Source organism: Bartonella sp. CL162QHHD, from assembly GCF_042195435.1.
GTDB lineage: Bacteria > Pseudomonadota > Alphaproteobacteria > Rhizobiales > Rhizobiaceae > Bartonella.
Genome location: NZ_JBHIOG010000018.1, coordinates 14,974 through 38,471, shown reverse-complemented (window position 1 = coordinate 38,471; position 23,498 = coordinate 14,974). Strand labels below are relative to the sequence as shown.

General features: G+C 38.0%; 16 protein-coding genes, 4 pseudogenes and 1 riboswitch. Of the genes and pseudogenes, 10 read left to right on the top strand and 10 right to left on the bottom strand.

Annotated elements, in window-relative coordinates; all coding sequences use genetic code 11:
• Window positions 1-284: 284 nt before the first annotated feature.
• From ACFILD_RS01915 to ACFILD_RS01895, 5 genes and pseudogenes are all read left to right on the top strand, one after another.
• Window positions 285-677, top strand: a complete 393-nt coding sequence (locus ACFILD_RS01915; RefSeq protein WP_375612302.1) for a Fur family transcriptional regulator — start codon at window positions 285-287, stop codon at window positions 675-677.
• Window positions 678-850: 173 nt separating this feature from the next.
• Window positions 851-1,009 (top strand): annotated as a pseudogene (locus ACFILD_RS01910) (HlyD family secretion protein); the annotation flags it as partial.
• Window positions 1,006-1,149: pseudogene (locus tag ACFILD_RS01905) on the top strand (transcriptional repressor); the annotation flags it as partial. The pseudogenes ACFILD_RS01910 and ACFILD_RS01905, both read left to right, overlap by 4 nt.
• 173 nt (window positions 1,150-1,322) lie before the next feature.
• Window positions 1,323-2,417 carry an HlyD family secretion protein gene (locus ACFILD_RS01900; RefSeq protein ID WP_375631506.1) on the top strand — a complete coding sequence of 365 codons (1,095 nt, stop codon included), beginning with the start codon at window positions 1,323-1,325 and terminating at the stop codon, window positions 2,415-2,417.
• A gap of 20 nt (window positions 2,418-2,437) precedes the next feature.
• Window positions 2,438-4,009 (top strand): DHA2 family efflux MFS transporter permease subunit, encoded by a 1,572-nt coding sequence (locus ACFILD_RS01895; RefSeq protein WP_273791457.1) that lies wholly within the window; start codon window positions 2,438-2,440, stop codon window positions 4,007-4,009.
• Window positions 4,010-5,150: 1,141 nt separating this feature from the next.
• Here the strand turns inward: ACFILD_RS01895 and ACFILD_RS01890 are convergent.
• From ACFILD_RS01890 to ACFILD_RS01880, 3 genes are all read right to left on the bottom strand, one after another.
• On the bottom strand, window positions 5,151-5,735 hold the full coding sequence (locus ACFILD_RS01890) for a GNAT family N-acetyltransferase (protein WP_273791458.1): 585 nt from the start codon (window positions 5,733-5,735) through the stop codon (window positions 5,151-5,153).
• 74 nt (window positions 5,736-5,809) lie between these two features.
• Window positions 5,810-6,943, bottom strand: coding sequence for a type III PLP-dependent enzyme (locus tag ACFILD_RS01885; RefSeq protein WP_273791459.1), 1,134 nt, complete (start codon window positions 6,941-6,943; stop codon window positions 5,810-5,812).
• Window positions 6,944-8,184: 1,241 nt separating this feature from the next.
• Entirely contained in the window at window positions 8,185-9,102 is a 918-nt protein-coding gene (locus ACFILD_RS01880) for a rhodanese-related sulfurtransferase (protein WP_273791460.1), read from the bottom strand.
• A gap of 115 nt (window positions 9,103-9,217) precedes the next feature.
• On the opposite strand from ACFILD_RS01880, the gene eda reads away from it, so the two are divergent.
• Complete coding sequence (gene eda, locus ACFILD_RS01875; RefSeq protein ID WP_273791461.1) at window positions 9,218-9,883, top strand: bifunctional 4-hydroxy-2-oxoglutarate aldolase/2-dehydro-3-deoxy-phosphogluconate aldolase; 666 nt, start codon at window positions 9,218-9,220, stop codon at window positions 9,881-9,883.
• A 16-nt stretch (window positions 9,884-9,899) separates the two neighbouring features.
• Here eda and ACFILD_RS01870 read toward each other — a convergent pair.
• The 3 genes and pseudogenes from ACFILD_RS01870 to ACFILD_RS01860 form a co-directional block, all read right to left on the bottom strand.
• Window positions 9,900-10,295, bottom strand: a pseudogene (locus ACFILD_RS01870) (ferredoxin--NADP reductase); the annotation flags it as partial.
• 18 nt (window positions 10,296-10,313) lie between these two features.
• Window positions 10,314-10,754 (bottom strand): annotated as a pseudogene (locus tag ACFILD_RS01865) (ferredoxin--NADP reductase); the annotation flags it as partial.
• Between the two features lie 18 nt (window positions 10,755-10,772).
• Window positions 10,773-11,600: a ferredoxin--NADP reductase gene (locus tag ACFILD_RS01860; protein WP_273791462.1), complete on the bottom strand. Its 828-nt coding sequence runs from the start codon at window positions 11,598-11,600 to the stop codon at window positions 10,773-10,775.
• A gap of 803 nt (window positions 11,601-12,403) precedes the next feature.
• On the opposite strand from ACFILD_RS01860, the gene alr reads away from it, so the two are divergent.
• Entirely contained in the window at window positions 12,404-13,519 is a 1,116-nt protein-coding gene (gene alr / locus ACFILD_RS01855) for an alanine racemase (protein ID WP_375631503.1), read from the top strand.
• Window positions 13,520-15,061: 1,542 nt separating this feature from the next.
• Here alr and gcvP read toward each other — a convergent pair.
• The 3 genes from gcvP to gcvT are packed head-to-tail and all read right to left on the bottom strand — an operon-like array spanning window position 15,062 to window position 19,350.
• Entirely contained in the window at window positions 15,062-17,857 is a 2,796-nt protein-coding gene (gcvP, locus tag ACFILD_RS01850) for an aminomethyl-transferring glycine dehydrogenase (RefSeq protein ID WP_375664692.1), read from the bottom strand.
• Between the two features lie 5 nt (window positions 17,858-17,862).
• Window positions 17,863-18,231: a glycine cleavage system protein GcvH gene (gene gcvH / locus ACFILD_RS01845; RefSeq protein WP_375631501.1), complete on the bottom strand. Its 369-nt coding sequence runs from the start codon at window positions 18,229-18,231 to the stop codon at window positions 17,863-17,865.
• 6 nt (window positions 18,232-18,237) lie between these two features.
• A complete protein-coding gene (gene gcvT, locus ACFILD_RS01840; RefSeq protein WP_375631499.1) occupies window positions 18,238-19,350 on the bottom strand; it encodes a glycine cleavage system aminomethyltransferase GcvT in 1,113 nt (370 codons plus the stop codon).
• A gap of 136 nt (window positions 19,351-19,486) precedes the next feature.
• Window positions 19,487-19,584: riboswitch (glycine riboswitch) on the bottom strand.
• Window positions 19,585-20,033: 449 nt separating this feature from the next.
• Here gcvT and ACFILD_RS01835 point away from each other — a divergent pair.
• Both ACFILD_RS01835 and ACFILD_RS01830 read left to right on the top strand, forming a co-directional pair.
• Window positions 20,034-20,696: an LON peptidase substrate-binding domain-containing protein gene (locus ACFILD_RS01835; RefSeq protein ID WP_273791465.1), complete on the top strand. Its 663-nt coding sequence runs from the start codon at window positions 20,034-20,036 to the stop codon at window positions 20,694-20,696.
• Between the two features lie 13 nt (window positions 20,697-20,709).
• Entirely contained in the window at window positions 20,710-20,916 is a 207-nt protein-coding gene (locus ACFILD_RS01830; protein WP_375631497.1) for a Trm112 family protein, read from the top strand.
• 837 nt (window positions 20,917-21,753) lie between these two features.
• Here ACFILD_RS01830 and ACFILD_RS01825 read toward each other — a convergent pair.
• Window positions 21,754-21,930 carry a hypothetical protein gene (locus ACFILD_RS01825; protein WP_375663737.1) on the bottom strand — a complete coding sequence of 59 codons (177 nt, stop codon included), beginning with the start codon at window positions 21,928-21,930 and terminating at the stop codon, window positions 21,754-21,756.
• Here ACFILD_RS01825 and ACFILD_RS01820 point away from each other — a divergent pair.
• Window positions 21,929-22,327, top strand: a complete 399-nt coding sequence (locus tag ACFILD_RS01820) for a helix-turn-helix domain-containing protein (protein ID WP_275065251.1) — start codon at window positions 21,929-21,931, stop codon at window positions 22,325-22,327. The two genes, ACFILD_RS01825 and ACFILD_RS01820, sit on opposite strands and share 2 nt — an antisense overlap.
• The last annotated feature ends 1,171 nt before the right edge of the window (window positions 22,328-23,498 follow it).

Sequence of the window (23,498 nt, the reverse complement as noted above, 5' to 3'; positions counted from 1 at the left end):
TTTTTTTAAATAAAATAACCCAAACATTTCCAATAAAATATTGTAACAAAAAATCCTATTTCAAGACATTATTGGAAAAATAAGAAGCGTATAAAAGTTTCTTGCTGGATAGCAGCGGCTTTCAGATTATAATACCCCTCCCCTCACAACGGTTGCAACTTTTCTTACATATCGCAATGATGTCATGTAAACGGCTAAAGATTAGAGTACATATTCTATAATCACCATTGCATAAATATCTTACACGCTTTATGCTTTTCCATGGGAGCAAAAGGAAGATGTCCATGTCATCTAAACTGACGCGTAACCAAACATTGGTTTTAAATACTTTAAAAAATGCAAAAGGGCCTTTAAGTGCTTATGCGATTCTCAATCACTTACGCGAAGAAGGTTTTCGCGCACCTCTCCAAGTTTATCGTGCGTTAGAAAAACTCGTACAGTTAAAGTGTATTCATCGTCTTGAAAGTGTAAATGCCTTTATGGTCTGTTTACACCCTGAAAACTGTCAACATGAACTTACAACGTTTATAATTTGCGAAAACTGTGGCACAGTCAACGAAATACAAAATCAAACGATTGTATCAAGTTTAAAACAGATGGTTCAAGCGGTTGACTTCCAAGCACACAAAAGCACCCTAGAAGTACGAGGTCTTTGTAAAAAATGCGCAATAAAATAAGACATCTAACTTGAAAATAAGATCTCTAACTTGCAAGTTTATATATTTAGTATTATGTAGCAGGGATCGCCTTATTGTTGGAAAAGCTCTTATCGTCCGTGCATATATCACCCTACCCTAGAGTGAGAGGCTTATTATACTCGTTAGAACATAAATATTGAAAGTATAAAATCATGTCCGTATCTGAGATCATTTTTTCAACAAAAAATCTCGATAAAATGAAACGAAAAAAAGTAATCAAAGCTCTTCTTATCGTCTTTGCGCTTTTTGTACTTTGGTTTAGCTATAAGTGGACGACGCAATGGTGTTATATGCTGTCCACTGAAGATGCCTAAACTGTGGCACAGTCAACGAAATACAAAATCAAACGATTGTATCAAGTTTAAAACAGATGGTTCAAGCGGTTGGCTTCCAAGCACACAAAAGCACCCTAGAAGTACGAGGTCTTTGTAAAAAATGCGCAATAAAATAAGACATCTAACTTGGAAATAAGATCTCTAACTTGCAAGTTTATATATTTAGCATTATGTAGCAGGAATCGCCTTATTGTTGGAAAAGCTCTTATCGTCCGTGCATATATCACCCTACCCTAGAGTGAGAGGCTTATTATACTCGTTAGAACATAAATATTGAAAGTATAAAATCATGTCCGTATCTGAGACCATTTTTTCAACAAAAAATCTCGATAAAACGAAACGAAAAAAAGTAATCAAGGCTCTTCTTATCGTCTTTGCGCTTTTTGTACTTTGGTTTAGCTATAAGTGGACGACGCAATGGCGTTATATGCTGTCCACTGAAGATGCCTATGTGCAAGGAGATATAGCCGCTATTGCGACTAAATTAAATGGGTATATTGAAAAAATTGCCATTAAAGCCAACCAAGTTGTAAAAAAGGACGATGTTTTATTTTACCTAGACAATGGTGATTATAAAATAGCCTTGGATCAAACAGAAGCGCATCTTAACACACAGAAAAAAACACTTCTACGCATTGATGCGCAAATCACAGCCGCTCGTAGTTCTTTAGATGATGCAAAAGCACAAAAAGCAGCCGCTTCAGCCATAGCAACCAATGCACAACTCACCTTAAAACGTGTAACAGAACTGAAAGCCAATCGTTATGCTCCTCAATCCAATGTTGATGATGCCAAATCCGCTTATGAACAAGCCATTGCGAATGTTAACAGAGCGGATGCAAAAATGGCTTCAGCACGTGCAAATATCCGAGTGCTAGAAGCGCAACGAAGTGAAACAGAAAGCGAAACAAAGAGTTTAGAGCTCTCGCGTAAAAAAGCACAACGTGATCTTGATTCGACCATTATACGAGCGCCATTTGATGGAGTTATAGGAAATTTAACAGCAAAAACGGGAGATTTTGTTGTAAATGGCCAACGTCTTGCGGCGTTAGTCCCCATACATGCACTTTATATTGAAGCAAACTATAAAGAAACACAGCTACAAGACATTCATACCGGACAAAAAGCTTATATTTCTGTTGATGCCTTCGAAGATGATGTTTTTACAGGAACAGTGCTTTCTATTTCGCCCGCAACAGGCGCTGTTTTTTCTCTTCTGCCTCCACAAAATGCTACCGGTAACTTTACAAAGATTGTCCAGCGCATTCCCGTACGTATTTCTATTCCAGAAGAAGTTTTAAAAACCGGACATATCCGAGCAGGAATGAGTGTTTCAGTGAAAATTGATACACGTACAAAGCCACAAGATAAAAGTCTCTTATAAAAAAAGTAGAAGATCTTACTATGACATCTTCCATACCAGAGCTCATACAGTCTCAAGAACGCATAGGAATGCGCAAAATTGTAGTTTTTATTGCTATGTCTTTTGGCATGTTTATGGCAATCTTAGATATCCAAATCGTTTCCTCTTCTTTAGCTGAAATTCAAGCGGGTCTTACAGCAAGCTCTGAAGAAATTTCATGGGTTCAAACCTCCTATCTCATCGCTGAAGTCATCATGTTGCCGCTTTCTGGATTTTTAGGAAGATTGCTTTCAACACGTGTTTTCTTCACCATATCAGCGATCGGGTTTACGATTACTTCTGTTCTTTGTGCAACAGCAACATCTATTGGAGAGATGATTTTGTATCGCGCACTACAAGGTTTTATTGGTGGAGGAATTATCCCAAGCGTTTTTGTCGCCTCTTATGTTCTTTTTCCTCCTTCCAAACGCCCAATTGTTACCCCTATTGTTGGACTAGTAGCAACATTGGCCCCCACCATTGGTCCAACCGTGGGAGGCTATATTTGTCATCTCTCATCATGGCATTGGCTCTTTCTCATCAATGTACCCTGCGGGATTATCATCTCAATTCTCGCTTGGAAATTAATTGATTTTGATAAAGCTGATCCCTCTTTAATGAAGAAGTTTGATTGGTTAGGATTCATTTCTATGGCTACTTTCTTGGGAACTTTAGAGTATATTCTAGAAGAAGGAGCACGTCATGATTGGCTGAGTGATACGCTGATTCGGGATTTGTTCATTACCATGATTCTTGCTGCAGCCTTATTCTTCTGGCGTGCTTTTACAGTAAAAGAACCCATTGTAGATCTCTCTACTTTTTCTAATTTTAATTTTTCAGCTGCATCCATTTTTTCCTTTTCATTGGGAATAGGCCTTTATGGACTCACGTACCTTTATCCTGTCTATTTAAGCCAAATCCGCCACTTTGATGCCCTCATGATTGGAGAAACATTGTTTCTTTCAGGATTCGTCATGTTATTAACTGCCCCGCTTGCTGGATTTCTTTCAGCACGAATGGATGCACGTTTAATGATGGCAATAGGACTTTTTGGTTTTGCAATAGGTATTTGGATGGCGAGCTCTATCACAGATAACTGGGATTTTTGGCAGCTTTTTTGGCCGCAAGTTTTCCGTGGTGCTTCTGTAATGTTATGTATGGTTCCTATTAATAATATTGCCTTGGGAACACTCCCACCAGAACGGATGCAAAATGCTTCTGGACTCTTTAATCTCACCCGGAATCTAGGTGGGGCTGTAGGGCTTGCCATTATCAACACTCTCATAACAAAACGCACAGACTTCCATCATGAACGAATAGCCGAAACTCTTAACTACGCAAACAGACAAGCAACTGAAATGCTTTCAAATCTTACTGTATTATTCAAAACAGAAACCTTTGATTCCTATACTCTGGCTCTTTCTCAATTGTTTGGTATGGTACGCATACAAGCAACCATTATGGCTATTAGTGATATTTTCTTTATCATAACCATCATTTTTGGTGTTTTGACATTTATGACCATGTTTCTCAAAAAAATACCACCTCTCATGGATTCACCACCAAATCACTAAGCTTAATTAAAATTGAGAAATATTTTTTATCCTTATCACTTTGCTCGTTTCCTATGCACTTTATCTTGTCTCAAGAGACAGTATAAATAAACATATGATTCTAAATGATTCTTCTGATAAAAATTCTTTTAATGCGGGCTCTTTCCGCACTTAAAAACAACTTCTCGCATACAAAAATTGTTCTAGATGATAATAAACAAAGAGCTTATCTAAAGTGCTCCACACCATAAAGATAAAGCAGCCATTTCTATAAGATTTTTGATTTATCACCATAGGGTAAAAAACATTAAATCTCTCATCTATCTACCCCCTTTTTACGCTACTATCCTCATAAAAACTATTTTGTTAAGATTCTGTGCCTTCACTCTTTTGATTCTTACAAGAATATTCATAAAAGATTTATGATTCTTGTGATTTTTATTCACGCACATATTTCTCTTATAATGTGTAGGATAACGTTTTTTTTGATTCTGAATGCAAAATTTTACATGAGAAAATCATTTTGTATTTGATCCTCTCATGCCAATTGCAAAACGATTTACCTTTATAGCAAAAAAGTAATGATATATTTTTTTCAAAAAAGCTGCTTTTAAACATGTAATTTTATTTTTTTACACTCTTTAAAAAAAGCTGATACTTACAATTTTGATTCTACTGCTACATATTTTTCTTTCTTAAGCCCCTTCTCTTTCAACAAGAGCTGAAATGGTATAAAATTTCTCAAAATATCTCTCTATTGAATCAATCAAAACCATTCCCTTGCACATAAAAAGCAAAGAAATAAAAACTGTTTAAGAAAAAAGTAAAATATCCAACCGTTTTTATGCAAGATTTATCAACGATATTGAAAACTGGAAAACTGTATGATGATAGCGACTTTAAAAGAACACAAGACAACTCAAAAATCCGGTTCCTTCAGTATTATAAAATAAGACACTATTTCAAAAAATGAGCTTAAAATATATTCTTACTCACTTAACTGAAATTATCAAAAATAAGAAACCAGCCCCATAAAGAAAAAGCCATATAATAAAATCGCAATACAACTCCCCAAAACTTTGTACCGCTAAATACCTTGGCACTGTCAAAACGGTATGCTCTTCTCAATGGCAGCTGCTGAAAAACGAAATAAACACTATCTTCAAGCGACTTTATGATGCTGAAAACGATTTGAAACTTCTCGTTCTCCACTAGGAACCAAAGTGCCATAACACCCAGAAAGATAATGTGGTATCAGTTCCAACGCTTGAAAGCGATGTTTTTCGTAAGGACCAGGCATTGCCAAATTTTCTGTTAAACTATTTGAAAAGCCAAAACGTTGATAAAATTCAAAATCCCCTACCAGCAAAATGGCGCCATATCCCAATTTTTTTGCTGTTTCAATTGCATGTCGGACTAAAATTGATCCTATTCCCATACCAGCACATTCAGACGCAACAGCCAAGGGGCCTAAAAGTAAAGCATGTTGTGTTTCATTTTTTTCTTTAGAAAAAGAAACATGCCAAAGACGGACACTTCCCACAAGCTCTCCAAGCACATTTTTAACCACAAAAGAGAGCCCTTGAGCAGCCAAACGACCACGACGTAAAACCTCTGATGATTTACGTTTACGTCCATACCCCATCATTGAATCAAGCAAATTTTCTCGATAAGGCTTATCGGCTTCTTGCTCCAATAAAAGTGTAAAACATGCCCCATCTTTTGTTTGAAAATTAATCATGTTCATCTCTATAACCGCCCTCTTACAGCGCCATGACGAGCATAGCAAAAAATCTAAAAAACTATAGTTAAAAGGAAATGTCAGATCACATATGATCGTAAAGGCTCAAAACCATTAAAAGCAACCGATGCGTAAGTTGTTGTGTAAGCACCCGTTCCATGAATCAATATTTCATCTCCTATCGTTAGGGATAGAGGAAGCGGATAAGGTGTTTTTTCATAGAGAACATCTGCCGAATCGCATGTCGGTCCAGCCAAAATACAAGGCTCCATCACCTTATCATCATGAGGTGTCTCAATAGGATAACGAATGGCTTCATCCATAGTCTCAGCAAGACCATTAAATTTCCCAATATCAAGATAAACCCATCGTACATTATCGTTATCAGCTTTTTTAGATATTAGAACAACTTCTGTACGAATAACACCAGCATTGCCAACCATCGCACGTCCTGGCTCAATAATCGTCTCAGGGATACGATTACCAAAATGCTTTTTCAATGAATCAAAAACTGCTGTACCATAAGCTTGTTCTGTAGGGACATCTTTCAAATAACGCGTTGGAAAACCGCCCCCCATATTCACCAACCTTAGTGAAATGCCTTCTTGTTCCAAACGCTTAAAAACTGTAGAAGCATCCGATAAAGCACGATCCCACGCACTCAAATCAACCTGCTGAGATCCAACATGAAAAGAAACACCATAGGCTTGCAAACCCAATTGGTGTGCCCGTCTTAGAACATCAACCGCCATATCTGGAACACAACCAAATTTGCGTGACAATGGCCACTCTGCACCTTTGCCATCGGTAAGAACACGGCAAAAAACACGTGCTCCTGGAGCAACACGCGCAATTTTTTCCACTTCTTCAACACAATCAACAGCATAAAGTGAAACTCCCAATGCATATGCTCGTGCAATATCACGCTCTTTTTTAATCGTATTTCCAAAAGAAATACGCTCTGACGTTGCTCCTGCTTTTAAAGCCATTTCAATTTCTGCAACAGAAGCCGCATCAAAAGAAGATCCTAAAGAACTTAGCAAACGCAAGATTTCAGGAGCTGGATTTGCCTTTATTGCGTAAAAAATACGAGACTGCGGCAGAGCTTTTTCAAAATTTAAATAGTTATCACGAACAACATCAAGGTCAACAATTAAGCATGGACCTTCAGAACGATGTGTTGCAAGAAAATCGCGAATACGTTGCGTTGCCATCTGCAATTCTCCTTGAGGGAACGCTCCCCCACTCTATGCTTAGACAGCCAAAGCTGCCAAAAGCTAAAGGACAAAAAACACACAACAACCATCCCCATTCTGATTACAAAAAACCAGAAATTAGCATTGCATGCTGCGAAAGAACAGCGCGAAACCGCGTTATTCTATTTTATATGCCTTTTTGATTGGAGTTGAGAAAACCACTTCCGCACTGAAGGCAATGAGGTGTGCCTCTATAGTTATCCCAGCATTTAAAAGCTGGAAGACACCAGAAAGGCCCGCACCGTCGTTGCTTCAAGATGTCCTCATTCTTGCAATTGGCTGTAAGAATGACTGGAGCGGTTAGTTCCAGGTACCGTACCGGTTAATCTCACCATTTGAGAACCAGCGGACACCCACAGGCACGTGCGACTTTGGGCAAGGCATCCTATAAAACGAATTCTTTCTCATTTCAATCATTTTTTTAATTTTAAACATTTTTTAATTCTTAAAGATAAAATGATGCGAAAAAACAACACTCTCCCCCACCAAACAAGGTCATTCATCCACTTTCATGGGATCACTCCCCTCATGTAAAACAGAATACCCCAAACGGAATATAGTTGGGTTGTATCTTCACGTACTTTCTTTAAAGAAACATTTCTTAAAGTGCTCGAGCCAACTTCACACCAGCGCCCATAAATGATAGAATAGTACCCCCAATAAAATAATATAAAATCTATTGAACCCACTATTTTTAGGCTTCATAAAAGAGCAAGCTGATCATCATCACACACTAAGCCCCCAATGTTGTGACAGCCCTTGACATTTGAGACGATTAATAAGAGGCACGTCCTTCTTGTATTGTTTTACTCCACGTGACTTTCCCCGCTTGTAACGTGGAAGAGATATGGTTTTTATTGATTCAACCATAGAAACAGGCTTGGAATGAGAGAATTCTGACGATATTTAGATCTCTTATTCAAGATGTAAATAGCCAATTATTATAAATCAATGTGCTAAATTGTTCGTAAATGACTTTTCTATTTTAAAATGAAAAGTATTTGAAATACTCAATCCTATAAAGTCAAAGAAAGTAAACAATCTATAATGATTACTTATAAGTCAAATAATTTAACATAAACAAAAAGACCGAATAATATCCGGTCTTATAAAATATTTTTCTACTAATATTAAAAAACTCTTCTCTCTTAAATTTAAGAGAAAAACGCTACAATTTAAAGCCCTACACTGCGATATCCTTATGTCCCTTGATGAGAATCAATTGCACGCAACTTCAACAATTGAAACTGCCTATGGCGCTCACGAAAGCGCTCTCTATCGGCTTCACTACGCGTGTTATAACAAGCATCACAGGAAACACCTTCCTCATAATGAGGCGATAATTTGCTTTCAGCATTAAGAGGAGAACGACACGCGCGACATAATTCGCGTCCACATTCTTCAAGACCATGATGAACAGAAACACGCTCATCAAAAACAAAACACTCACCCCACCATAAACTTTTCTCTTTTGGAATTTTTTCTAAATATTTGAGAATACCTCCTTTTAGATGGTAGACTTGCTCATAACCAAGATCACGAACATAAGCTGTTGATTTTTCACACCGAATACCACCTGTACAAAACATGGCAATTTTCTTTTTTTTCTTTAACTCAGCCTCATGTTTACGCACCCATTCAGGAAATTCGCGAAATGTTTTAATCTGCGGATCAATCGCTCCTTGAAAACTCCCTATTGCATATTCATAATCATTACGCGTATCGATCAAAATTGTCTCTTCATCTTGAATAAGAGCATTCCAATCTTCAGGATCCACATAAGTACCAACAACTTTTAGCGGATCAACCCCTTCAACCCCCATTGTTACAATCTCTTTTTTCAACCGCACTTTCATGCGATGAAAAGGCATTTTTGATGCCCATGAATATTTAATCTCCGGCGTTTGAAACGCTGGTTCAGCCATAATAAAGTCCACCAATGCCTCAATTGCCGCACAAGAACCAGCAACTGTTCCATTAATTCCCTCTTGTGCTAAAAGCAGAGTGCCTTTGATATCCTTTGCTTGACATAATTCCTGCAAAGGTTTTTGTAATTGATGATAATGTTTCAAATCTGCAAAGCAATAAAGTGCAGCAACTTTAAAATTCTTTTCCATGTGTTTTGCCATAACGCGCGTTTCATTCAATTTCAAGATTTATTCATGTACTCTTTAACATATTGTGCTTAATCAAACGATACAAACAATATCATCTCCAAGAAGAAAAAATATCATGTGCCAAAAAAGAGAAAAGCTTTTATTATATCTCCAAGGACAAACTGTTATACCTGTTTTGCTCATTGACAATCTACAAAGTGCTGTACCCTTAACACGCGCTCTTGTCAAAGGTGGATTAAAAACAATTGAGATCACCTTGCGAACACCAAATGCCCTCAAAGCAATTCAGAAAATTACACAAGAAGTCCCTGAAGCAATTGTTGGAGCCGGCACAATTCTCAACACAACACATTACGAAAAAGCCGAACAAGCTGGAGCCAAGTTTATTGTAAGCCCCGGATTATCCAATGAACTAATCAATTGTGCAAAAAATAGTGAAATTCCCCTTCTTCCCGCTGCAATGACCCCAAGTGAACTCATGCAAGCATTAAACAAAGGCTATTCATATCTTAAATTTTTCCCTGCTGAAGCTGCTGGAGGTATTTCCTTCATTGAAGCTTTAGCATCTCCCTTCTCTGATATCCGGTTTTGCCCAACAGGCGGTATTACACAAAAAAGTGCAACACAATGGCTTCAACTGCCCAATGTCTTCTGCGTTGGTGGTTCTTGGATAGCGCCCCAACAACTCATTGCAATAAGTGATTGGGATTCGATTACTGCATTAGCATATACCGCATCACAACTTCCCTCTCCCTCGAAAAAAGCTCTTTCTACAATCTAATATAAAGTGCAAGAATATCAGCCCCTTCAACAAGACCAAAGCTTTCACACATCCTTGCGCAATCTTTTAACATTGCCATGGAACCACAAATCATCACCCGATCTTCATCAGGATAAATTTTAGGAAGGCCTGTTGTTTCAAAAAAGCTCCCACTCTCCATAACAGTCGTAATACGCCCCATATGCTCAGAAAGCTCACAAGTAGTCATAGGATAAAATTTCAACTGTTGTGCATATGCCCCAATGAATGAATCTTGTTGCAAAGAGAAAACAAGATCTTTTGCACAAATTAACTCATTCTTTTCGCGCGTTATTTAAATAAGAACAACTTCTGAAAATTTTTCATAAGTGTCAGAATCACGAATAAAGCTTGCAAAAGGAAAAACCCCGTACCGGTTTGAAAGAAGATAAAGCACCAATTTTCCCACCCATTACTCCACAAAAGCGCGCTCTACAACATAAGTAGCAGGAGCATTATTGGCCCCTTCAACAAGACCAAAGCTTTCACACATCCTTGCGCAATCTTTTAACATTGCCATGGAACCACAAATCATCACCCGATCTTCATCAGGATAAATTTTAGGAAGGCCTGTTGTTTCAAAAAAGCTCCCACTCTCCATAACAGTCGTAATACGCCCCATATGCTCAGAAAGCTCACAAGTAGTCATAGGATAAAATTTCAACTGTTGTGCATATGCCCCAATGAATGAATCTTGTTGCAAAGAGAAAACAAGATCTTTTGCACAAATTAACTCATTCTTTTCGCGCGTTATTTAAATAAGAACAACTTCTGAAAATTTTTCATAAGTGTCAGAATCACGAATAAAGCTTGCAAAAGGAAAAACCCCGTACCGGTTTGAAAGAAGATAAAGCACCAATTTTCCCACCCATTACTCCACAAAAGCGCGCTCTACAACATAAGTAGCAGGAGCATTATTGGCCCCTTCAACAAGACCAAAGCTTTCACACATCCTTGCGCAATCTTTTAACATTGCCATGGAACCACAAATCATCACCCGATCTTCATCAGGATGAATTTTAGGAAGGCCAGTTGTTTCAAAAAAGTCCCCACTTTCCATAACAGTCGTAATACGCCCCATATGCTCAGAAGATTCACGAGTAGTCATAGGATAAAATCTCAACTGTTGTGCATACTCTCCAATGAGTGGATCTTGTTGCAAAGAGGAAACAAGATCTTTTGCATAAATTAACTCATTCTTTTCGCGCGTTGTTTGAATAAGGACAACTTCTGCAAACTTTTCATAAGTTTCAGGATCACGAATAAGGCTTGCAAAAGGAGCAATTCCCGTCCCAGTTGAAAGAAGATAAAGACGTTTTCCAGGAATAAGAGCATCAAGAACCAGCGTTCCTGTAGATTTTTTACGCATGAGAACTGTATCACCAATTTTAATTTTTTGGAGATGCTCGGTTAAAGGTCCCCCTGGAACTTTTATCGAAAAAAACTCAAGCTGTTCATCCCAAAAGGGGCTTGCAATCGAATAAGCGCGATAAATCGGCTTTTCTGCATTTGGCAAACCGATCATAACAAACTCACCCGAACGAAAACGAAAACTTTCCGGACGATTCAGACGGAATTTAAATAACCGATCTGTGTAGTGACAAACCTCTTGGACAGTAAGGGCGAACACATTCTCAGGAATCGGAAAATTTGCAACGCTGCTGATGCTTGACGGAACATTGGTAGCAGACGTATTCATACTCTTCCCTATATTTTATTGAACGTTAAATTTCGAATCCTTGACGTGATATAGTACTTGCACAACCATCTGCCAACAATTTTCTTAAAACAAAAGCCTCAAGGTTAACACTTTTATGTCAAAATTAAATAAATGAATCTAGCGCGCTCTATCAGCGATAAAATTGATTTCACTTAAAACCAATCAAAGACTAGAAAGTAAATATTGGATACCCAATCCATCTTGAAAATAAATAATATCCAAATCAACGGGTTTTCTAAGTCAACAGTTTTTAATGTATCAGAAAATGTTTACACACTGTTTTCCATTTAACAAAAATAATTTTAAGTGCATAAGACGACATCCAAAATTGCACAGATAAGTGATCTTTCCCCTCATGGTAAAAAACTTGTAATGCATTGATTTAACGTGGTTAATTTAATCATTTTATCTTCTCTGAATAAGCAGCCAGTGCAATATTTAATCAAAACAATCGCACCAGCAACAACAGCCTAATATTGCACTCTTCAAAATGATACAATACAATAAACTATGTTTATTTTTTATATGCCTAAACTAGGGAAAATAAGTAAAAAGTTTATGTTTTACAAATTATTAGAAGATACCATGTTGATAACAACACAAATAAAACTAAAGTATCTCTTATATCCAAAGTAGCATTTTACATAAAAAACGACTTTAATGGCAGTATAGGATTCTTATGATTTTGACCATAGAAAATAGTGCCTTTCCCTATATCGTAAAGAACCTCAATGAAATAACCAAAAAACCCCGTATTTCACGAACACAGATAAGCTTTTAAAATGAAAAAATCCGTTAATGATGAAATAGATACATCACTCTATGCAGCTGTAGCAACCGTCGATGTCAGTGCCATTGTTGCCAATTATATCACTTTAGCCAAACGTGTAGCTCCAACGCAATGTTCAGCAGTTGTAAAGGCAAACGCCTATGGATTAGGAGCTCACAAAATTGCTCCTGCCCTTTATCAAGCTGGTTGTCGCACTTTTTTTGTCGCCCAAATCATAGAAGCACTCCAATTAAAAAGCATTTTACCATCAAATGTCACGATTTCCCTTCTGAATGGACTTCCACACTTAGCAGAAGAGTTTGTCGCACAATCTGGCATTGTTCCTGTTCTAAACTCTTGGAATGCCATTGAAAATTGGCAAAAAATTTGTCAAAAAAAAGATAAAAAATTTCCAGCAATTGTTCAAATCGATACCCATATGAACCGATTAGGACTTAATCAAAAAGAATTACAAAAACTCATCAAACACCCTACAATTTTCGAAAAAGCAGAAATAAAATATATTCTTAGTCACCTTTCTAACGGAGAAGATGATACCCATCCATCAAATTATGCCCAATTGACTGCTTTCAAAACGATCCTTGCGCAATTGCCTGCTTGCAAAGTTTCCTTTGCCAATTCTGGAGGTATCTTTCTAGGATCAGATTTTTATTTTGATCTTGTTCGTCCCGGTATTGCACTTTACGGAATCGCCCCCCAAGAAAAACACACATCCCTTCTAAAACCTGTTTTAAGACTTGAAGCCCAAGTCATTCAAAGCCGCGTTGTTGATATAGGAGCACCTATTGGTTATGGAGAAAGCTTTATAACCAACAGACCAAGCACTCTTGCAACCATTTCTATAGGCTACGCAGACGGCTGGCTCCGTGCTCTTTCGAATAAAGGAACAGTTTATTTCAACGGGCACAAACTTCCCATGGTTGGGCGGGTTTCTATGGATTCCATTATTGTAGATACGACCGATCTTGAACAAAAACCTCAAACAGGTGACTGGGTAGAACTCATTGGGCCCCATCAAACACTTGAAAAAGTATCTATAGATGCCGATACCCTTCCCAATGAAATTCTAACATCTCTTGGCTCCCGCTATAAATACATTTACACATAAAAACTCTTTAAAAAAATAAATTGATAAAAATCATCCTTTTAGAAAATTAAGGAGCTTTTACAAAAGATTTTACAACAATCAACCACATAGAATGGTCATAGACACCGTACATTCACAGAAATCTCAAAACAGACAAGTTGATGGACTGTTTTATGGAAGTAGCTTTCACCCAAAATACAAAAACTTAGCCTTTCCCCATAAATTGACAAAAAAGCATCTACTACAAAGTTTTTAAAATTAATTTCCCAATTAAAATCATTCGCTTGCATACCACAAGCTGGATTATGTGTAGATAAAAATGATTTAAGAAAAGAATAATGCTTCTAATGAACCGCCTCAAATACCAAGGGCTGTAAGCAGCACCCACGAGCTGGAAAAGTGTATGATAGTGCCAACTTCCTTCTTCATAGAGCGTAAAGATAGTGGGGAATCAATGGATTTACCCTTACACCATTCACGAGCGCCGTCGCGAAATGGGATTGGGAGCGAAGTGTCTCTTTAAAACAAACACGTGAATTAACAACTCAAGTATATTCTTTTTGAAGCGTTCTGTTTTACATGAGGATCATTCCCCCACTAAAGAACACAATAAATATAAAGTATGGAGCAATGTGTAATCCCCATTATTAAAAAAATATTACTTTAAATGCTTTTGAAAGCCGCAAAGCTGAATTAAGAGGAGATGACAAACTGAGGATTGATTTTCACCTTTACGGCTTTACATTTTCCCAAAATTAGATTGTCTTCCAGTTTCAAAGGTTACGTCAACAGAAATACACAATCCCCCCGCCCTCATCTGACAGACAAAAGCAGGAACGACTCATAAAGCTCTTTTTTTCTCAATCTCTGACTTAAAACATGTCGCTGCGTTAAGTTTGGATGTTGATTTACAGGCAACAGCGAAAGAACACGGGCTCTTAGAAAAACAGCGCCGTAAAGTCACAAACTGACCTGCAATGGAGTGGAAAGATGTGCCGGCTTTTTATAAGACCCCTTGTAAAAAACAACCATAATACATTTGGCTTTGCGTTTGCTCATTCTGACAGGTGTTCTTACATATTTTTTCATCATATTTACAAAAAGCAGATTAAAGAGAAATATTTAGACAATTCTTGACTCGAAAAGATGCAACAACAGAGTTTCGCGTGTCTTTATCATCAAAAACATTAAATTTGATTTTATTCTTTCTACAACCGGTCGTCGTCACCTTAATGAGAAGTAGTATATCACAACACATGCAACAGACGTGCCCCTATCCTCATAGGTTTCACTCTCGTTTACATGAATTAGCTGGCTAAACCGATGCCGACTAGTCACTAAAACCATGTCATACGGTAGAAGACAAAGGAGAGCATGCCTATTGCCGACAAAACACAGCTTTTTTGTCGACTTTTTCGATTTTGCTCATGTTGTAAAAAAACAATGCAAAATTCTAGAAAATAGACAAATAACGCCATCATGATCAACAAGTAAAAAACCCACACAAAATGTGTGGGCTTTTTTTGTTTATGCAAATAAATAAATTAAATACATATTTGTTATTTAATAGGTATTTCCCAATGGCGGGCACGAACAAATGAGCATTCTGTCTCCCGCAACATTATCAATACGCGATACAGGAGGCCAATATTTATTGGCTGGATCAAGAGAACTGTTGGGAAAAGCAGCTTCTTGTCGCGAATAGGGTCGTGCCCAAGCATCATCTAAAGTATCTGCCACTGTATGAGGGGCATTCACCAATGGATTATTGTCTTTTGGCCAAACCCCGCTACCAACTTTCTTAGCTTCTTCAGCAATAGAGAGTAAAGCATCACAAAAACGATCAATCTCTGCTTTTGGTTCTGATTCCGTTGGCTCAATCATCAAAGTTCCCGGAACAGGGAACGACATCGTGGGCGCATGAAATCCATAATCAATGAGACGTTTTGCAATATCATCAACACTCACCCCATACTGCTCTTTCAACACGCGTGTATCCACAATACATTCGTGCGCAACACGTCCATGCTTGCCCCGATAAAGAATGGAATAAGCGGCTGAAAGACGTGCCGCAATATAATTGGCATTTAAAATGGCTATTTGTGTTGCATATTTTAAGCCATCAGCCCCCATCATTCGAATATACATCCATGTAATTGCAAGAATAGACGCACTTCCATAAGGAGCAGCAGAAACCGCATGTGTTGTCCCATCCTGTTCATGACCTGGTAAGAATGGTTTGAGATGCGCTGCAACTCCAATTGGTCCCATACCAGGACCACCACCACCATGAGGAATAGCAAATGTTTTATGAAGATTCATATGACAAACATCAGCGCCAATATCCGCAGGACGAGCAAGACCCACAAGGGCATTGAGATTAGCACCATCAAAATAAACTTGTCCGCCATTTTCATGAATAATAGAACAAATTTCCTTAATGCTTTCCTCGTAAACACCATGGGTTGAAGGATAAGTAATCATGAGAGCAGCCAATTTATCTTTATGCAATTGCGCTTTCATTTTGAGATCGTCTACATCAACATCACCATCGCTTAAACATTTTACCACAACGACTTCCATCCCTGCCATATGGGCCGAAGCTGGATTGGTACCATGCGCAGATGCAGGAATAAGACAAACTGTACGTTGATGTTCTCCCCGTGATTGGTAATATCGTCGGATAGCCAAAAGACCAGCATATTCACCTTGAGCACCAGAATTTGGCTGAAAAGAAACTTGCGCAAATCCTGTAATTTCGCACAACCACGCATTTAACTGGTTGATCATCTCCAAATATCCCGCTGCATCCTCTTGTGAAACAAAGGGGTGTATATTGGCCATGCTCGCCCAACTCACAGGCATCAATTCAGCAGCTGCATTAAGCTTCATTGTACAAGAACCAAGAGGGATCATAGCACGGTCCAGCGCCAAATCCTTATCCGCCAAACGACGCAAAAAGCGCATCATATCTGTCTCTGAATGAACAGCATGAAAAAAAGGCTGAGAAAGAAAAGCAGCATCCCGTTTTTTTCCATAGAGCTGTGGAGAAACCTGATCGCCTAATTGTGCCCCAAAAAGCTGCGCTAAAGCACCAGCATCTTCTTCTGTCGATAATTCATCAAAATTGATTGCAATAGTGTCATCATCGAGAACACGAATAAGGCGTCCACCTATTTTGGCTTGATGCGCAATCTCTCGCGCTTTTCCCTTAACAGAAATACTCACACAATCAAAAAAGCTTTTCCCTTCAACATGAACCCCTGCTGCTTCTAAACCAGCAACAAAACGACATGTTAAATGATGAATTCGCTGCGCAATTTCTTGTAAACCTTTTGGCCCATGCCAAACAGCATAAGCGGTTGCCATATTAGCCAATAAAGCCTGCGCTGTACAAATATTTGACGTCGCTTTATCGCGCCGAATATGTTGTTCGCGTGTTTGCAAAGCTAAACGAAAACCAACACGCCCTCTCGTATCCACGGATTGACCAACAATACGCCCTGGAATAAGCCGCGTTAACGCATCACTCACGGCAAGGTAACCAGCATGTGGACCACCAAATCCCATTGGAACGCCATAACGCTGCATAGAGCCAACAACGATATCTGCCCCCCATTGAGCCGGTGGCTCCATAAGGGTAAGCGCTAAAGGATCAGCCACAACGATAACTAAAGCTCCCTTTTCCTTTGCCTCTTTTATGATCTCACTGTAATCATGAAAAGAGCCTTTTGTATCTGGCCAAGATAAAACAATTGCTGCTGTATCAGAAGCAATTTCGCCATTTTGGCTAATCTGAATCCCTTGTGTTTCAGCACGCGTTTGCGCAACACTCAAAATCTGAGGATGTAAAAGACTCTGAAGAGAAATTTTTGTTTTTTTCTCACGGAAAAAGCGAAAAGCAAGGGCATTGGCTTCAGCTAAAGCAGTTGCTTCATCAAGAAGAGAAGCAGCAGCAACAGGCAAACCTGTTAGTTCACTAACCAATGTCTGAAAATAAAACAAAAGTTCTAAACGACCCTGGCTAATTTCTGCTTGATAAGGCGTATAAGCAGTATACCAAGCCGGATTTTCAAACAGATTTCGTAAAATAACCGGAGGCACATAAGTTCCATGATATCCTTGTCCAATAAAACTTTTGTGCACATGGTTACGCTCCATCATCTTGGAGAGTTCTTCCAAGGCTTGTCCTTCACTAGCAGCCTCTGGAAGATTCAATGAACGTCCCAAGTGGATAGAGTGTGGAACAGCTTGAGAAATGAGTGTATCAACACAATCAAGCTCTAAAATATCAAGCATTTTTTGTGTTTCATCAGGACGCAGCCCAATATGTCGAGAAGAAAAAGAACGCTCGATCATGCCACTCATCCAATCAAAGCCTTATAAGCATCTTTATCTAACAACCCTTCCAGTTGTGTCTCATCCTGCAATGTCATTTTCCATAACCAGCCTTCTGTTTCGGATTTCTGATTCACCAGTTCAGGATTATCAGCCAAGGCTTCATTTATTTCGACCACTTCACCATCAAGAGGAGCATAAACATCTGAAGCCGCCTTCACTGATTCCACAACAGCCGCCGCCTCTCCTTTGGAAAGTTTTGTTCCACTTTGTGGTAAATCAACAAAAACCAAATCCCCTAATTGCTCTTGCGCATAATGCGTAACCCCAACAGTCACCACTTGCCCTTCAACGCTAAGCCATTCATGGTCTTGTGTAAAATAAGTTTTAGACATAAAAAATCATCCTTTAAAATAACGTTGTTCAACAAAGGGAAGTGAATGAACTGATAGTACAATCTTTTTGCCTCGCAGTTCTGTAAAGACTTGTGTCCCTTCAACTTTAAAATCAACAGGAACATAACCCATCGCGACAGGACCATCAAAAGAAGGACCAAAACCACCTGATGTTACAACGCCAATCTCATTACCTTGATCATCAAGAAGTACCGCACCGGCACGAATAGGTTGACGCGTTTGCGGTTTTAATCCAACACGACAACGAGCAGGTCCTTTTTGCAGTGCTTCAAGAAAAGCTTTTGCACCATAAAATTGTGCTTTTTCTCGAACATTTTTAGGAACAGCCCATATTAGAGCCGCATCAATAGGTGTCGTATCAGGGGTAATATCATTTCCATGCAAACACAGCCCTGCTTCCAACCGCAAGCTATCGCGTGCTGCAAGTCCAATCCACTCAACACGAGAATCACTCAGCAATTTTTCAGCCAACATATGCGCATGCCCTATAGGCAAAGCAATTTCAAAACCATCCTCTCCCGTATAACCAGAACGCGTTATAAACCAATCCTGCTGTGGTTCGAATCCTTGCATAAAGAACAATTCATTCCCTGGTAAATCGGCATCAGCAAGAACAGCTGCCGCTTCAGGACCTTGAAGAGCAAGCAATACCCTTTCAAGGGCAATCACTTGACATTCAAAATCAACCGCACGCTTTTCCAATTCTACGAAATCAGCCTGTGCATTCCCAGCATTGGCGACCAACATAAAACGGCCCTCTTCCAAACGGGTAATGATAAGATCATCAAGAATACCAGCCTGCTCATTAAGCAAATAATTATACCGTGAATGCCCAATCTTTAAAGCTGCTGCATCAATGGGAAAAGCATAGGACAAAAATTCCACGGCTTGTGCCCCTTCAACCGCAATCAATTTCATATGAGAAATATCAAAAAGTCCTGCATGTGCACGCGTATGAAGATGTTCTTTCAAAACGCCAAGAGGATAAGTTAAAGGCATGTTCCAGCCCGCAAAAGCACCAAATTTTGCTCCTGCTTTTTCATGCAAATCATATAAAGGAAGTGTTTTTAAAAAAGATGTTTCTTGTGTTGTGCCCATAATAACTCCAAAGCTGCGCTAACGCCCACAGAATATGGCCGTCTCTGCCCCCTCTGTCATCAACCTGAGAGACTCGCGAAAAGATTTTTCGCTTACACCTTCGGCGCGGGTTCTCCCGACTTTCCAGATCTGCCTTCTTCCTTTTACGGTCCTTAAAGCCTGAGAGATTATGGGCTATTTCCCCTTCGGCGGCAATGCGAAAATTTGCAATCTGCACTCTCCCGCAAAAGAATGAAAGAAACAATAACGCTCTTTCCAGCATATTTAAACCTATAGCCTATCTTTATCACACTGTCATTAGTAAAGTGATGAAAATGTTCTCATTTTAAAACTTGCATAAGCTACTTCAAAAGATTTATAATAGCGTCCTTTTGAACCTTACAAAAATTGCAAGGAACACATTTTAGGAAATTTAAGACAAAAATCAAAAGCTATAAACAAAAATACCTCTTGAAAATCATGCAAAACGTCACACACTAAAAAGATCGCAAAGCAATATTCTTTCGCGCGCAGTTCAACCTTAAAGATAGGGTTTCATATTCTTTATTTAGAATTAAGGACTTCAAGTATTTTATAAGTATGATTTTAATGCACAAGAAGTGGTTTTTCTGCTTTACTCCATAGTGTCATAAATTGCGACTATCTACAGACTAAAACTACCGAACAAAGGTGACAAAATACTCATGAAAGCTGGTAATATCTCTTACAATTGCGAAAATGATCTTCCAAAGCAAATTGCTCTTTTTCCTTTAGAAGGTGCACTCTTACTACCCGGTGGTTTTTTATCACTCAACATTTTTGAACCAGAATCACTTGAAATGATTGAAAACGTTATGGTAACTGATCGTCTATTGGGCATTATTCAACCACTTTCATCGGATACAGACCGCTTCTCTACACAACTTTATAAAACAGGCTGTATAGGGCGCATTACAAACTACAGTGAAACAGGAAATGGACAACTGTTCATTATCTTACAAGGTGTTTGCCGCTTCACCTTAGAACAAGAATTGACAAACACAAAATCCTATCGAACAGCTCTCATCCAATCAAACATAAAAGACTTGCAAGAATTTGATATTGAAGAAAACATTAACCGAGAGAACTTACTCGACGTTGTAGAAAAATATCTAACCATACATGAAATGGAATATAATTGGAGCAGTATCATAGAAGCCCCTACACCTATATTGGTTAATGCTTTTTCAGCCCTTATCCCCTTTACACCAGCAGAAAAACAAGCTCTCCTTGAAGCTCCAGATATCGAAAGCCGTGCCCAAACTCTTCTTGCATTAACAGAGCGCTCACTCATGAAACAAACAAGAACAGATTACCGCTTAAACTAATGAATGTCCCAACATGAAAAAAATGACCACAGATCCCAAAATGCTCGAATTGCTCGTCTGCCCAATAACGAAAGGCACTCTCTCTTTCAACCGAAAAACACAAGAACTCATTTCTCTCAAAGCCAAACTTGCCTATCCTATTCGTGATGGCGTTCCCATTATGCTTGCCTCAGAAGCGCGCCCTTTGCAAAACAATGAAGAAATAACGCATAAAAAATAAAAAACCCTCATGCAATTTTCCTCTACAAGCCCACTGCTATCAATCCTCTATCAATATGATATCTCAATATCTACGATTTCTGAAAAAAGAGTTTTACAATAAAGATATTTATATCGCTTTACACCTTGTAACAAAAGCCAAAAATATCATCAGATTTATCTCATTCCAGCCTGTTCATACTGAAGCAATCAAAACCATTCGCTTGCACCACACAAGCATCTGAATAAAAACAATTAAAAAAGGGAATAAAAATGGCTCTTATGAACTTCTTAAAAGCAAGAATTATAATAACATTTTGAACCAACTCAGGTAAATGAAATTTATTTATTAAATATAAAATTGTTATATTTCATGAACTTTACGTTATACCCTTCACGAGCAACATGTTTGAGATACCTCGATTTAAGATGAAGAAAAACGATAAGCTGTATCATCTTATGTATACCATATCGGGACAAGAATATTTATCTGTTTGTTTACTTTTCAAAGCGGGGAAACAGCCTAATTTTGGGGAGAAAACATAAAATCGTAAAGGAGAAAATCACCCCATTACCTTGCCATCACCCTTTAATTTCGCTTTACAATTTTTACAAGTATCTAAAGTATCTCAAGCAATATTTTTATGTATAATATACGCATTAATTACGTGAAAACTTGAAAAAACAAACAAGAAACACTGTTGTAATTTCAATTGACGATTGAAAGTAATTGCCTTATGAAGGAGGCTTGTGTTTTTGGTTGTATACGCGACAATCAAATAGGGTCTGGAAGCCCGAAAAACTCAAACTAGAAATAAAACCGCTTTTGCGGATATCCCGGAATTTCCGGGGGCTCTTGTTATGTCCAAGTGCTTTCAGCACTAAAAGCAAGGGGCTGTTTTGAGTCAGCACTGCCAGACCCCGGAATACTAATGCGAGGGCGCTCGCAACCGGTGGGGACATCAAGTGAAAGCCAAAAATCTACATTTTTACGATATTTCTTTAGGCCAAAAATTCGCTTCAGAAGAAACGTCATGGGTTTTTCTCAAAAACAATTAGGAAGTCATTTAGGCGTAACATTCCAACAAATCCAAAAGTATGAAAAAGGCTTAAATCGCGTAAGTGCAAGACGTTTACAGGAAATTGCTCATATATTAGATGTTCCCGTTTCCTTCTTTTATGCTGATAGCGCAAAAAAAGAAGAGAGCCCCTATCATTGTGATGACAGAATAGCAAGCAAAGCAGAATATTTACTTTTAAAAAATTTCAGAATACTGACCCGCAAAAAACAAAGAGCAATTTTGCAGTTGATTTCTGATGAAAAAATGACCCCTTATTTTCATAAATTCACTGAAAGGACAATCAACGTCCTTAATAATCTTGACAAGAATTGTGACTGTCTCCCCACACCTCATGAGAATGAAAATTCTTAATCTAATCTGATTTGTAAATAATCCGAATTCTAACGAGTTTAACTTAGAAATAGCACGTTGATTTATAATGATAATCTAACGTTATTGATATTGAATAAGTGTTTCGAATATCGTAAAATTCTTTCATTTCAAACGTGTTCTATATTGTATCAATCAAAATCTCTTGTTTGCACAACACAAGCAAAGTTGGCGTGTGAGTAAAAATGTACAAAAAGGCATACCTCTTATTGAATCGTCTCACATACCAAGAGCTGTAACGACATTGGGTGCTAAAAAAATATATGATGGTGCTAACTTGCTCTTTTATTAAACGTAAATATGGGAGTGTTCAACGGCTTTCCACTCATATGACTCACTTAAACAAAAGGCTCTCCAAACAAGCCTAAGAATATTCCCACACACTAAAAAAACACTTAAATATATCGAGAAAGATTAAAGATCTTATACCACCATACTACAAAGATTGATATTTATAGCAAAATAGGATTAAAGTAAAAATAAGAAATATAAAGTAAAAAATAGACACGAAAAAAATATATGTATAACTTTCATAAGAATTTATCTATATATGGATACTTAAGTTTATTCTGTTGTGCCATAAATTCTATCATTTAAGGTATGAGGGCATGAAGCACGCATACCTCCTTGAAACATTCAAATGTTTTTTAGATACCCAATATCTTTTTAAATATTTTTAGGCCTGCTTGTTGAGCCTTTAGTTTAAGTGAAAAATGGGAAGCCGCTAGAATCTAGCTGTTTACAGACTGTAATAGGAAGCTTCGCTTTTAAAGGCATAGGGAGAAAATCAAATAATTCAACAATTAACAGATAAAGTATTAAAAGATTCCACCAACGCGATACGTAATACCATCTTTAAAAAATTCAAAAGTGTGAAGGTAAACAATTGACAGAAGATAAGGAATTCACTTAATTAAAGTGTTTTCTAAAGAGATAATAGCTTAGCGTAAAATATTCAATTTTTTCAATTCTGAAAGATTAAAAAAGACGTATCATTTGAAATAAAACAATTTATTGTGCTAACGATGATGATTGCTGTGCACAAAATTGAGTTGTTGAAAATCAAAAATATAATTTAATGATGTTCCTTGACCAACTCACTCTCTCCTGAGTATAGCACGGGGAATAAATGTGGAGAGACATGAGGAGTATA

Coding starts and splice junctions, on each gene's coding strand:
- ACFILD_RS01915 (WP_375612302.1), top strand. CDS start 285: ATGTCATCTAAACTGACGCGTAACCAAACATTGGTTTTAAATACTTTA.
- ACFILD_RS01900 (WP_375631506.1), top strand. CDS start 1,323: ATGTCCGTATCTGAGACCATTTTTTCAACAAAAAATCTCGATAAAACG.
- ACFILD_RS01895 (WP_273791457.1), top strand. CDS start 2,438: ATGACATCTTCCATACCAGAGCTCATACAGTCTCAAGAACGCATAGGA.
- ACFILD_RS01890 (WP_273791458.1), bottom strand. CDS start 5,735: ATGAACATGATTAATTTTCAAACAAAAGATGGGGCATGTTTTACACTT.
- ACFILD_RS01885 (WP_273791459.1), bottom strand. CDS start 6,943: ATGGCAACGCAACGTATTCGCGATTTTCTTGCAACACATCGTTCTGAA.
- ACFILD_RS01880 (WP_273791460.1), bottom strand. CDS start 9,102: ATGGAAAAGAATTTTAAAGTTGCTGCACTTTATTGCTTTGCAGATTTG.
- eda (WP_273791461.1), top strand. CDS start 9,218: ATGTGCCAAAAAAGAGAAAAGCTTTTATTATATCTCCAAGGACAAACT.
- ACFILD_RS01860 (WP_273791462.1), bottom strand. CDS start 11,600: ATGAATACGTCTGCTACCAATGTTCCGTCAAGCATCAGCAGCGTTGCA.
- alr (WP_375631503.1), top strand. CDS start 12,404: ATGAAAAAATCCGTTAATGATGAAATAGATACATCACTCTATGCAGCT.
- gcvP (WP_375664692.1), bottom strand. CDS start 17,857: ATGATCGAGCGTTCTTTTTCTTCTCGACATATTGGGCTGCGTCCTGAT.
- gcvH (WP_375631501.1), bottom strand. CDS start 18,231: ATGTCTAAAACTTATTTTACACAAGACCATGAATGGCTTAGCGTTGAA.
- gcvT (WP_375631499.1), bottom strand. CDS start 19,350: ATGGGCACAACACAAGAAACATCTTTTTTAAAAACACTTCCTTTATAT.
- ACFILD_RS01835 (WP_273791465.1), top strand. CDS start 20,034: ATGAAAGCTGGTAATATCTCTTACAATTGCGAAAATGATCTTCCAAAG.
- ACFILD_RS01830 (WP_375631497.1), top strand. CDS start 20,710: ATGAAAAAAATGACCACAGATCCCAAAATGCTCGAATTGCTCGTCTGC.
- ACFILD_RS01820 (WP_275065251.1), top strand. CDS start 21,929: ATGGGTTTTTCTCAAAAACAATTAGGAAGTCATTTAGGCGTAACATTC.
- ACFILD_RS01825 (WP_375663737.1), bottom strand. CDS start 21,930: ATGACGTTTCTTCTGAAGCGAATTTTTGGCCTAAAGAAATATCGTAAA.